Annotated in this window: 11 protein-coding genes and 1 riboswitch; of the genes, 8 read left to right on the top strand and 3 right to left on the bottom strand. The window is 44.1% G+C overall.

The window, feature by feature from the left end; translation table 11 throughout:
* Positions 1-6 precede the first annotated feature (6 nt).
* The 3 genes from qoxB to qoxD are packed head-to-tail and all read left to right on the top strand — an operon-like array spanning position 7 to position 2,878.
* Positions 7-1,968 carry a cytochrome aa3 quinol oxidase subunit I gene (gene qoxB, locus BVI01S_RS07295; protein ID WP_082804691.1) on the top strand — a complete coding sequence of 654 codons (1,962 nt, stop codon included), beginning with the start codon at positions 7-9 and terminating at the stop codon, positions 1,966-1,968.
* Between the two features lie 2 nt (positions 1,969-1,970).
* Positions 1,971-2,582 (top strand): cytochrome aa3 quinol oxidase subunit III, encoded by a 612-nt coding sequence (gene qoxC, locus BVI01S_RS07290; RefSeq protein WP_034764176.1) that lies wholly within the window; start codon positions 1,971-1,973, stop codon positions 2,580-2,582.
* Positions 2,582-2,878: a cytochrome aa3 quinol oxidase subunit IV gene (gene qoxD, locus BVI01S_RS07285; RefSeq protein ID WP_061809773.1), complete on the top strand. Its 297-nt coding sequence runs from the start codon at positions 2,582-2,584 to the stop codon at positions 2,876-2,878. The genes qoxC and qoxD overlap by 1 nt, the downstream gene beginning before the upstream one ends.
* Before the next feature lie 55 nt (positions 2,879-2,933).
* On the opposite strand, the gene BVI01S_RS07280 is transcribed toward qoxD, so the two are convergent.
* Complete coding sequence (locus tag BVI01S_RS07280) at positions 2,934-3,356, bottom strand: VOC family protein (RefSeq protein WP_061809772.1); 423 nt, start codon at positions 3,354-3,356, stop codon at positions 2,934-2,936.
* Between the two features lie 149 nt (positions 3,357-3,505).
* On the bottom strand, positions 3,506-3,871 hold the full coding sequence (locus BVI01S_RS07275) for a cytochrome-c oxidase (protein WP_034764170.1): 366 nt from the start codon (positions 3,869-3,871) through the stop codon (positions 3,506-3,508).
* Between the two features lie 248 nt (positions 3,872-4,119).
* On the opposite strand from BVI01S_RS07275, the gene aspA reads away from it, so the two are divergent.
* The 3 genes from aspA (at position 4,120) to BVI01S_RS07260 (ending at position 7,530) form a co-directional block, all read left to right on the top strand.
* Positions 4,120-5,550 carry an aspartate ammonia-lyase gene (aspA, locus tag BVI01S_RS07270; protein WP_061809771.1) on the top strand — a complete coding sequence of 477 codons (1,431 nt, stop codon included), beginning with the start codon at positions 4,120-4,122 and terminating at the stop codon, positions 5,548-5,550.
* A 479-nt stretch (positions 5,551-6,029) separates the two neighbouring features.
* Entirely contained in the window at positions 6,030-7,241 is a 1,212-nt protein-coding gene (locus BVI01S_RS07265) for a helix-turn-helix transcriptional regulator (protein WP_061809770.1), read from the top strand.
* Between the two features lie 28 nt (positions 7,242-7,269).
* Positions 7,270-7,530 (top strand): hypothetical protein, encoded by a 261-nt coding sequence (locus tag BVI01S_RS07260; RefSeq protein ID WP_061809769.1) that lies wholly within the window; start codon positions 7,270-7,272, stop codon positions 7,528-7,530.
* A gap of 46 nt (positions 7,531-7,576) precedes the next feature.
* Here the strand turns inward: BVI01S_RS07260 and BVI01S_RS07255 are convergent, their stop codons facing one another.
* On the bottom strand, positions 7,577-8,917 hold the full coding sequence (locus BVI01S_RS07255) for a DUF2254 domain-containing protein (protein ID WP_244886900.1): 1,341 nt from the start codon (positions 8,915-8,917) through the stop codon (positions 7,577-7,579).
* A gap of 302 nt (positions 8,918-9,219) precedes the next feature.
* Positions 9,220-9,330: riboswitch (SAM riboswitch) on the top strand.
* Positions 9,331-9,462: 132 nt separating this feature from the next.
* Here BVI01S_RS07255 and BVI01S_RS07250 point away from each other — a divergent pair.
* Both BVI01S_RS07250 and BVI01S_RS07245 read left to right on the top strand, forming a co-directional pair.
* The gene (locus tag BVI01S_RS07250; RefSeq protein ID WP_082804690.1) at positions 9,463-10,710 is read left to right on the top strand and encodes a homoserine dehydrogenase; all 1,248 of its coding nucleotides are present in this window, start codon (positions 9,463-9,465) and stop codon (positions 10,708-10,710) included.
* 48 nt (positions 10,711-10,758) lie between these two features.
* Positions 10,759-11,955, top strand: coding sequence for an aspartate kinase (locus BVI01S_RS07245; protein ID WP_061809767.1), 1,197 nt, complete (start codon positions 10,759-10,761; stop codon positions 11,953-11,955).
* Positions 11,956-11,984: the final 29 nt, after the last annotated feature.

Below are 11,984 nucleotides of genomic sequence, written 5' to 3'. Positions count from 1 at the left end.
CTTTAAATGTTTGATTTTATTAAGGATAATCTGATCCTCAACGATCCGTTGATTCTGGGAGCCAACATTTCGATCGTTTTCACCGTTATCGGAATCGTTGCAGTCCTCACTTATTTTAAAAAGTGGAAATGGTTGTGGAACGACTGGATCACAAGCGTTGATCATAAAAAAATCGGGATTATGTATATCCTGGCTGCACTTGTCATGCTCTTCCGCGGAGGGGTAGATGCACTCTTGATGAGGGCACAATTGACAGTGCCGAATAACTCATTTTTAACATCCGAGCATTACAATGAAATCTTTACGACTCACGGTACGATCATGATCCTGTTCATGGCGATGCCGTTCTTACTTGGATTGATGAACGTGGTCGTTCCTTTGCAGATCGGTGCAAGGGACGTAGCCTTCCCTTATTTGAATAACCTGAGTTTCTGGTCATTCATGTTCGGGGCGATCCTTTTCAATATTTCATTCGTATTCGGTGGTTCACCGAATGCTGGTTGGACGAACTACGCACCGCTTGCAATTGAAGGTAGTCCTGGACCGGGTATCAACTATTACCTGCTGGGCTTACAGATATCGGGGATCGGTACGTTACTGACGGGGATTAACTTTGTCGTCACCATCATCAAGATGCGTGCGCCTGGCATGACGCTTCTACGCATGCCGATGTTCACATGGACAACGTTGATCACGGCTTTCATCATCGTGTTTGCTTTCCCGATTTTGACTGTCACACTGGCTCTGATGACATTTGACCGTCTTTTCGGTTCCCACTTCTTCACGCTTACGAGTGGGGGAGACCCGATGCTATGGTCAAACCTTTTCTGGCTATGGGGACATCCGGAAGTATATATCGTTATATTGCCGGCTTTCGGTATTTTCTCAGAAATCATTGCTACGTTTGCAAGAAAAACACTATTTGGTTATAAATCTATGATTATCTCACTTGTTGCGATTTCTGGACTAAGCTTCGTTGTTTGGGTCCATCACTTCTTTACGATGGGCGGAAGCGCAGCAGTGAACAGTGTATTCTCGATTTCAACGATGGCGATCGCCATTCCGACGGGAATCAAGATATTCAACTGGCTGGGTACGTTATTTAAAGGTAAAATTGAGTTTACCGTCCCGATGTTATGGTCTGTAGCGTTCATCCCTACATTCCTAATTGGTGGGGTAACAGGGGTTATGCTTGGAATGGCTGCTGCCGATTTCCAATATCACAATAACTACTTCCTGGTTGCTCACTTCCACTATACGTTGATTGCCGGTGTGGTATTTGCCTGCTTCGCGGGACTTACTTACTGGTATCCAAAAATGTTTGGTCACAAGATGAACGAACGAATCGGCAGATGGGCTTTCTGGTTCTTCTCCATCGGTTTCAACCTTTGTTTCTTACCACAGTTCGTATTAGGATTCGCAGGTATGCCGAGACGTGTGTACACGTATGGACCTGAAGACGGCTGGACATCACTGAATGTCATTTCGTCCGTCGGAGCTTTCGGAATGGGAGTCGGATTCATGATTCTCGTTTACGGTATCTATTACAGCTTCCGTTTTGCCAAGAGGGAAACAACAGGGGATGCCTGGGATGGTCGTACCCTTGAATGGGCGACAAGCTCAGCAATCCCGCCTCATTACAACTTTGCACATGTTCCTGAAGTGAAGAGTCATGATGCATTTTATGATATGAAGCAAGAAGGAAGAAAAATGGTTCCTGATAACTTTGAATACCACCCGATTCACATGCCAAGTAATGCCGGTACGCCTTTCATCATGTCCGCGTTATTCTTCGTTGCAGGATTTGGTTTAGTATTCGAACTGTTCTGGATGGCAATCATGGCACTTGTCGGTATCTTCGGATGCATGGCGTTCCGTTCACTGATGTCACACAAACAGGATGAAGGTTATTATGTAAGTGTGGAAGAAATCGAAAAGACTGAAAATCCGTATAAGAGGGAGGCGTGAGCATGGCACATAGTACGAATATAGATCCAAACACGCCGCTTGAATATCAATCCGATATCGGTAAACTGAACATCTTCGGATTCTGGGTTTTCCTTGGCGCGGAAATCGCATTGTTTGCCACTATTTTCGCAACGTTCTTTGCCCTTAAAGCCGGAACGATGGGTGGCCCGCTTCCAAGTGAAGTGTTTGATATGAAGAATACGATCATCATGACGCTTTTACTATTAATCAGTAGTTTCACGTCTGGTTTATCAATAAATGAATTACGAAAAAGAAATGTCAAATCCATGATGGTTTGGCTGATCATCACATTATTATTTGGACTCGGATTCCTTTACATGGAAATCACGGAGTTCATCCATTTGGTCCATGAAGGAGCAGCCATGGGCACGAACGCATTCTGGTCATCCTTCTATTTATTGACCGGGACACATGGTCTCCACGTATCAGTGGGTATCCTGTGGATTCTTCTCGTCATGTTCCAAGTGAAGAAACGGGGATTGAATCCTGATACCGCTAAAAAACTATTTGTATCCAGCTTGTATTGGCACTTTCTGGACTTTGTCTGGATCTTCGTGTTCACAAGCGTTTACTTATTAGGGATGGTGGGATAATGTCACAACATACGAATCATAGTGGATTACCTTGGACTCAGATCATTGGATTTATCCTATCGATTGCGTTGACGTTCTTAGCCGTTTGGTTTGGACTATATACGAATCTGGCATATGAACTGATCGTAGCGATCGTGTTCGTACTGGCCTTCATACAGGCTGCTATCCAGCTCTTCATGTTCATGCACGTGACGGAAGGTGAAGGCAGATGGCAGGTAGGTAAGATGATGTCTGCGGCATTCATCGCGATTGTCATCGTGGCTGGATCTGTCTGGGTATTAAGCAGTATGCATTAAAATAGAAAAGAAGCTGTTGGGATTCCAGCAGCTTCTTTTTTTATGTTCGTGTTTGTTACATATCCTTGCCTTCGTAATTAAATTGCCACTGGATGCCGAATTTATCGGTGACCTGACCGTACAGCTTGCTCCAGAATGTTTCCTGAAGCTCCATGTCCACCTTACCGCCTTCTTTCAACTTGTGGAAACGGGCCATCAGTTTTTCCGGGTCATCGCTTACGATGGCAAGGGTAATGTTGTTTCCTTCTACAAAAGGCATATTTGGAAAAACATCGGAAAACATGACATGACTGCCGTCGATGGTGAGTCGTGTATGTAGGACCAGATCTTTTGCTTCTTCGGGCAGGGGATAGTCAGGATGCGGGGGTGCTTCAGCGAACGTCATGATCTGTGGTGGTTCGGTTTCAAACACTTCTGCATAATACTCTGCGGCTGCCCGGCAATTGCCGTTGAAATTCAGGTAAACATTGACCGACATAAACATCACTCCTAAAATTGAGATGGGTATTCTACTGTATTTTACCATCTTTGTAGTCCCATGAAATAATAAAAGATTGAAAAATCAAAAAAATAAAACCTCAAAAAACCCCATCCTGCCAACTGGCAAAAGGGGTTTTAAGAATAGCATTAAGCTTTTAATTCCTTCAGGATATTAATGCCAAACAACAGTATACCGGCTGTCGTCAGGACCCCGCCTGTCGCAATGACCGGCACGACCGCTTCATTGCCTAGTACAAAAAGGAATAATCCGATCATCATCAGCGGCAATCCGACATTATGGAGCCAGAAATGAGCTTTGGCCAATTTGGTTGAAGATACGGCCGGAAATAAGTGATAAATAAGACCTGCAAGCGTCAGTGCCGTCCAGCCCAATAAGTTAATGTGAACGTGAACCGGGGTAAGGGTGTAGTCATGGATCATGGACATATATAACCCGATACACACACCGACCATAAAATAGACGACTGAAATTTTAATCAGTTTGATCCCCATACGAATCCTCCTCCTTCACTGGTTAATATATGAGTATTTAGACCTGTGTAGAACGTTCTATCATGGTGTAATGAAAATCTATTAAAGCCATCTTTTTTCTGAAAAAAGGGAGAATCGTATCACTATTATGAAAGCGCTTTTTTAGAATTTTTGAAATTAATGGTTTTCCTTCTAAATCGTTGCCTACTCCCTCTCTAATTGATAGAATCATCAATTAGAGAGACAATCCAAATATGGGGAGTAGAATAATGATAAACGTCACTAGTGGATTTAGAATAGAGAAAGATTTCCTCGGGGAAAAAGAAGTACCTGAAGATGTGTATTATGGAATACAAACGTTACGGGCAGTGGAGAACTTTCCGATTACTGGATATAAAATCCATAAAGAGATGATTGATGCCCTGGCAGTCGTAAAGAAAGCGGCCGCACTTGCAAACATGGAAACGACGCGTCTGTATGACGGGATCGGTCAAGCCATTGTGCAGGCTGCTGATGAAATCCTTGAAGGTAAGCTTCATGAATTCTTCATCGTCGATCCGATCCAGGGAGGGGCAGGCACATCGATCAATATGAACGCCAATGAAGTCATTGCGAATCGTGCCCTGGAACTCATGTCCCATCGTAAAGGGGAATATGGGAAGGTGAGCCCAAACAGTCATGTGAATATGTCACAGTCAACTAATGACGTGTTCCCGACAGCCATCCATATTTCGACTCTGAAATTATTGGAGAAGCTATTGGACACGATGGAGCATATGCTGAAAGCCTTCAGACAGAAAGCCCAGGAGTTCGATCACGTCATTAAAATGGGACGTACCCATCTTCAGGATGCTGTGCCCATTCGCCTCGGGCAGGAGTTTGAAGCTTACAGCAGAGTAGTAGAACGCGACATTAAACGTATCGGACGAACTCGCGATCATCTGTATGAAGTCAACATGGGGGCCACCGCTGTAGGAACCGGGTTGAACGCAGATCCTGTTTATATCAAGAGCGTCGTCAAGCACCTGGCAGATATTAGCGGGTTGCCACTGACAGGGGCTGAACACCTGGTTGATGCGACCCAGAACACGGACGCCTACACAGAGGTTTCTGCAGCATTGAAGGTATGTATGACCAATATGTCCAAGATCGCCAATGACCTGCGTCTGATGGCTTCAGGACCGCGTGCAGGACTTGGTGAAATTTCACTGCCGGCAAGACAGCCCGGCTCTTCCATCATGCCGGGGAAAGTGAATCCCGTCATGCCGGAACTGATTAATCAAGTAGCCTTTCAGGTCATGGGGAATGATCAGACCATCTCACTGGCATCGGAAGCCGGTCAGCTTGAACTGAACGTGATGGAGCCTGTACTCGTATTCAATCTCCTTCAATCCATCAGCATCATGAACAATGCATTCAGAAGCTTTACAGACAACTGCCTTGTCGGAATTGAAGCGAATGAAACGCGTATGAAAGAATATGTGGAAAACAGTGTAGGGATCATTACCGCGGTGAACCCTCACTTAGGATATGAAGTCGTATCCCGCATCGCCAGGGAAGCGATTTTAAAAGGGAAATCGGTCAGGGAGCTTTGCCTTGAGTATGATGTCCTGACCGAGGAAGAGCTTGATTTGATCTTAAACCCTTATGAAATGACGAACCCGGGGATTGCTGGGCGCGTGCTTTTTGACCGGGAATAGGTATTAATAGAAAACCGAATGGAGAGAAACTTACCCTTTTATTTAGGTAGGTTTCTCTTTTCTTATGCTCAGAAATCGCACTTGGGAAAATAAAATGGTGGTCTGACGCTTCTCACGTATCCAGCCTTTCAGGTCAAATGTGATTCAATAGGACGATAGAAATCGTTCTCTCAATATAGCAAGCATGAGTGCGCCATGTTGGGAAAAAAGAACAGGTCAAAAGAATTGGTCGTTTTGCCCCTTGAAAGTCAATCACGAAGTAAAAGATTCGCTGTGAATGAATAGAGACTCTCTCGACCGATCAGAAATGGGTATTTAGGCCCTGTTTTGTGAATTCGCGTGCCTCTATAAAACCCCAATTTCCCCGTGATTATTTATTAGTATAATAGGAGTAGAACTTATTCCACTATAAAGAAAGATAAAGAGTGGGCTGTAGGAAATGGGGTTTCTACTAAATCAACATAGGTGGGGGTTGAAGGATGAATATTGGGGCATTTATTAAATACTATCGGATCTATAAAGGCATGACCCAGAAGCAAGTGGGGGAAGGGATTTGTACTCCAAGCCATATTAGTAAAATTGAAAGTGGGCACTTACAGATTACGAAAGATAAAATCGATCTGTTCAATCATCGGTTACATATCAATATTGAGAAAGAGCTAAAAACATATAAAAAATTACAATTAGATTTAGAATTGTGGCATGATGTCATGATCAAGCAGGTAAATGGGAAGGTCGAGTTATTGAAGGAGACCATTGAACAAAATCCATTAATCCAGATCGAAACCTTGAACGGTACATATAAGATATTGAAAGCAAGATACTTTATGATGAAAGGTAAGCTAAAGGATGCTGGATTCTATTTAAGTCAGTTCTCTAATAAGCGTCTATCCTTTCATATGTCCGATTATGACTTTCAGCTGTACCATCATATAAAAGGGATGTACGAGCTTGAGAAAGGGAATCCCCAATCTGCCATTATGTTTTTGGAGAAAATCGATCGGGATATCTACTCCAATCCTGAATCATACTTTCATCTGTCCATTGGCTATCATGAGTTAGGGCAGTATGACAGGTCCTTGCGATATAGTCAGCGGGCATTGAATTATTTCAAAGAAACATTTAATTTCACAAGATGTATTGATGCCGCTACGATTCAGTTGATTGCGGAAAGCAAACATGGAGAGGAAGGTCTCGAAGCAATAGTAGAGAAATATGATGAGTTGATTCAGCATTGTGATAATCTGCATGATCACGGAAGAAAAGCCATTCTTTATCTGAATTTAGGTGGGTTGTATCGGGACTTGATGCAGGATAGAAAGGCACGGGATGCCTATCAGATCGCATATGGATTATTGAAACATGAGTCACCCACAGAAGACTATGTCAGAATTCTTTTTGGCTATATTGAGAGTTCCATGGATGTAGAGGGGCCGGCATTTGAAAAATGGGAAACGTTGATAGAGGAAGGACTCTGTTATGCAACCGCCAATAAAGATTCCTGCAAAGAGTGTCTATTTACAATGCTAGGTATCAGGGTTCATGAAGGGGAAGAAGCATATTATCATTATATGGAGAATGTCATCATCCCATTGTTGAAGGAAGAAGGGCAATACTCCGAGTGTAATTACTATATTCAAAAGCTCTACAATGGGAAAATGGTTAAAGAAAAAGAATGCGTTAACAGCTAATCACAATACCCAGTAAAGGAGAGATAGGATGGAAAACCCGGATCGATTAATTTCGTCATTCGATGAGGTGGCCTTAAGTGATTTTAAAATGCCGATCATCTGTATCTATCAGAGTCCGAAAGATTATCAAGGCATGTTTGTAGCAAGACTATTCGATGTGAATCAGCCGACACATAACATTTTGATGAGACCAACTTTAGAAGCGGTCAGAAGTGAAATCCCGGAACGATTCTCCGTTGTACCGAAAGCTCAAGGGGAAGATGACAACATTGTCGAAACGTGGATATGACTCTCGTAAAGAAGCTTCATTTCTCTCAGAGAGAAATGAAGCTTCTTTACGTATTTTTGTTTGCGTTCGGATAAAATTTATCTTCGATTTCTTTATATTCCCTGAAGTGGCCGGTGAGGCGTGCAAGCTTATGAACTTCTTGAAGAAGAAAGGTTTTATCTAATTCGTAAATGACCTCTCTTTCGATATGATCGATGGTATTGCAGGCGAATTCCCAAAGATCTTTGTGCTTCGAAGGTTGAATGGATTCTGCTAAAAGAGCCAGTGCACGAACGATTTCCGTTATGATTAAATGATTGTCTTTGGCATAGTGACGAATATAGCCGAATCCCCGATACAGATAATAATCAAATGGTTCAGATTGAAGGATGACGCGTATTCTGTCCTCCTGGTCGATCAAATAGGGTGTGAAGGTTAGTTGATCCTCCACTGTCAGCATCAGATCAGCCATCTGGTCGATTGTGTTCGAAGCCGTTTTGGGATCGTCATTCCCGAGAGATTTAATGGCCACCTCTGCAAGTTTATGGATTCCCATCTGCAGGTCTTGGATTTCGGTCTCTTTATGCCCCATTTCAATGAATTGCAGGTATGAATCAGTGAGGATATTGTCTGTTTCCGGCCCCCATAAGCTCAGAACTTCATTTCCGGCGAGTACATAATCGCCCACTTTATAATGAAGCTGTAGGACAAGATCCTCTTTCTGTGCGAGTTGAATCATTCCCTGGAAATCTACTAATTGAATATATCCGGAGTGTTTAGCCTTCACATGAACGATGTTCTTTTTCTCTTCCTCCATGATGTCCCCATCTTCAGTGGTGCGATGTGCTTCTAAATCTTTCTTCAGTGTCTGGTGGATCATCACTTCAGAAACTTGTTTCATATTGTACGTGATATTATGGACCTGCATCCAGGTAGACGCATGGTTGATGAAGAAGATGAAAGTGACGGCTGATAGAAAGGCAAGGCAGATCGTCATCATGGGTGCAGCGACAAACATCTCCTTCTTTGAACTGCCGATAAACAAAAAGAGAAGGAGGACATAAACAAAACTGCCATTAAATATACCGAGGGCGTGCTGCGTCTGCCTGTCCGATATGAAATCCAAGAGCATCCTTGGCGAAAATTGTCCACTGAACGTCGTCAACACGACTAAGAGGGAGTTAAGCGTGAAGGCACTGAGCGTCAAAACGCCGCCAATGAGGGTGCTCACAAGGATTCGGGTGACAGAGGCATCCATGCTTAATAGATCAAACGTATACTGTGAGATTTCCAATGAGAGATCCAAGTATAGGGTAATGGCTACCAGCAGTACGGCAAGACATATGTACAAGAAAGGCATATACCATATGGTCAGCCGGATCTCATGCATGCGTTGACGTTTTGACATGAGCAAATATTTTCTGATGGAAAGGGGGAGCATTTTTTTAAACATGATTGAAACGGTTCCTTTCTAGTAAATGGATATGGATTAGTTTTCCCTGCCAGTGTAGGTTAAAACCTGAATTTCAAAAATAGATTCATAGAGGGTGGATGTTTCAAAGAAAATCACAGTAAACCCATGTGAAATTAGGTTGTCTGACAAATTAGAAAGAATTTTTTAAAAATACCGAAAATGGTATTGACGGAAGAATGAATCACCTATATAATCCAATTCATACTCAAATATCAAGTGAAAACGTAACGTTATATCTCTTATCAAGAGCGGCGGAGGGATAGGCCCGATGAAGCCCGGCAACCTGCAGGATCAGTCTGTAAAGGTGCCAATTCCTACAGATTCCATGTGAATCTGGAAGATAAGGGGAGGAGCATACACACTAAGCCCTCTTCTTACAAGAAGAGGGCTTTTCTTTATACCCTCATTCTTTCCACCATGCCCGGTGGATCTTCAGAAAGAAGCGATGTGATACAAACGACAAAAAGGAGGCTAAAAAGATGTCAGCGATAAATGTGGCGATACTGGGCTTTGGAACTGTCGGTCAAGGGGTTTGTGAAGCCATTGATACTCACCAGGACAGATTGAAGGAAGCACTCGGGAAAGAGGTGAAGGTGAGGGCGATTCTCATCAAGGACCCGGTTAAACAAAGGGAAATTGATCCGTCCATTAAAGTTACGACAGAATTCAAGGACATTCTCGACATACCGGATCTTCATGTGATTTTTGAAGCGATTGTAGGAGAAGAACCGGGATACACGTATTTATCGGAAGCGGTGGAGAAGGGAATTCACATCGTCACGGCCAATAAAGCCATGTTTGCTAAATTCGGCCCCAGCCTTATGGAGAAAGCAAAACGTCACACTGTATCCGTTGGTTTCGAAGCGACAACAGCCGGAGGGATCCCGGTCATCGGCACGATCCGCCAGCTTCTTAAGGTAAATGAAATCAAAAGCATCCAAGGCATATTGAATGGGACTTCCAACTTCATACTGTCCCAAATGAGAAAAAAGGGTCTTTCCTTTGAGACCGCTCTAAAGCAGTCCCAGGAAAAGGGGTACGCAGAGGCGGATCCGACGAGCGACATCGAAGGATATGATGCCTTTTATAAATTGCTGATTTTGAGTCAGACCGCTTTTGGCAGACAGCCGGATTGGAAGGATATCAGACGCAGGGGGATCACACACTTGACGGCAGAATGGCTGCAGGCAGCCGAGTCCTTCCGATTGCGCTTTAAACACGTAGGTTCATTGGAACGTGACGGATTCAACCGGATCAAAGGTGAAGTAGAGCCGGTACTCGTCCACGACACCCATCCTTTCTACGGGGTAGAGGATGTGGAAAATGCGATTTCATTAAAAGGGAGTCTCGTAGGAAGAATCACACTACTTGGGCCAGGCGCCGGTAAATGTCCGACAGGAAGTGCCATGGTGGAGGACTTTCTTTCACTGATTCAAGGGAAATACACGGCTTCTCCTGAAAGTGCAGTACACAATGGAGAGGTTCTGGAAGATAGCACAGGCCAATGGGTCTTGCGTGTCCCTGCAAATGATGACTATCAAAGGTGGATTCCATTGTTCACACTGAAAGACCGCATTCAGCTTGGCGATTTCCTGTATGTCTTTGTAGAAGGCAGGAAAGAGGACATAGAATCAGTTCTTACATCACAGGAACAGATCCAGGCAGTGTCCATCCTGGACGAAATCCCACTTGAAAATGCAGTGAAAGAAAGGATTGCGGTTTCCTGACAATTTTATTAAAAAAGCAACAGATCTGATAGAAAGTAGGGGGATCACTTGAGTATCGTCGTTCAGAAATTTGGTGGAACCTCTGTAGGTTCTGCGGATCGAATTAAACGGGTGGCAGGTTATGCGTTGAAGGAAAAGGAGAAAGGGAATGACGTGGTGGTGGTTGTATCAGCCATGGATAAAACGACGGACGCCCTTGTAAAGCTTGCGGGAGAATTGTCTGATATTCCCCGGAAAAGGGAAATGGATATGCTCCTTTCAACAGGGGAGCAGGTTACGATTTCCCTTCTGACAATGGCCCTCCAGCATAAAGGGGCGGAGGCAGTATCCCTGACCGGCAGGCAGGCTGGGATCCGGACAGACGCGGTGTTCGGCAATGCCAAGATCACTTCCATAGAAACAGGGAGAATCAAAGGGGAATTATCAGCCGGACGGATTGTGGTGGTCGCTGGTTTCCAAGGAGTTACAGAGGATGGTGAGCTCACTACGCTTGGAAGGGGTGGTTCAGATACAACCGCAGCTGCCCTTGCTTCCGCACTGAAAGCGGATCGATGTGACATTTACACGGATGTGGACGGGGTGTATACCTCAGATCCGAGAGTGGTCCCACGGGCTGCTAAAATCGACGGTTTATCGTATAATGACATGCTCCGTTTTGCCACGATGGGAGCCAATGTCCTGCACCCTAGAGCGATTAAGCACGCAAAGGAACATCTTGTCCCTTTAATCGTCCGTTCGAGTTTAAAGGAGGGGCGGGGTTCCGTTATCAGTGCTAAAGCTCAAAAGAATGGAAGCATAGTCGGCGTGGCGCTCCAGAAAGGTATTTCAGTCCTTACCATCCATGGGTGTGATGGAGGGGAATCCTTGATTCTGTATGACCTTGATTCTCACCATATCGAAACAGAGAGGATCAAGCATAGAGAAGACCTTGCACTGATCATAAAAGATGAGGATGTCCATGCAGTGAAGAAAATCGTCAGCGGCTATAGCGGGGCATATTCTCATTTTGAAATAGCGGAAGATCTATCGAAAGTATGTGTGATAGGAAGTATCCAATCTTCCGGGGAAGTAAAAGAAAAGGTCACCAATGTTTTTCATGATTATCATATAGGGAAAGTATCGGTTTGGGAGTCATCGGTTGGTCTAAGTGCCCTTGTCGATCGCGGTGACGTTGAAAAAGCAGCAAGGATTCTCCACATGCACTTTGGTCTGGATTATATTGAATCCAAAAGGGCGATATTATAAAGGGAAAAGTGTATAGTCCTGTCTATACA

The sequence above is a fragment of the Rossellomorea vietnamensis NBRC 101237 genome (assembly GCF_001591825.1).
GTDB classification, from domain to species: domain Bacteria; phylum Bacillota; class Bacilli; order Bacillales; family Bacillaceae_B; genus Rossellomorea; species Rossellomorea vietnamensis.
This window is presented reverse-complemented; position numbering and strand designations above follow the sequence as displayed.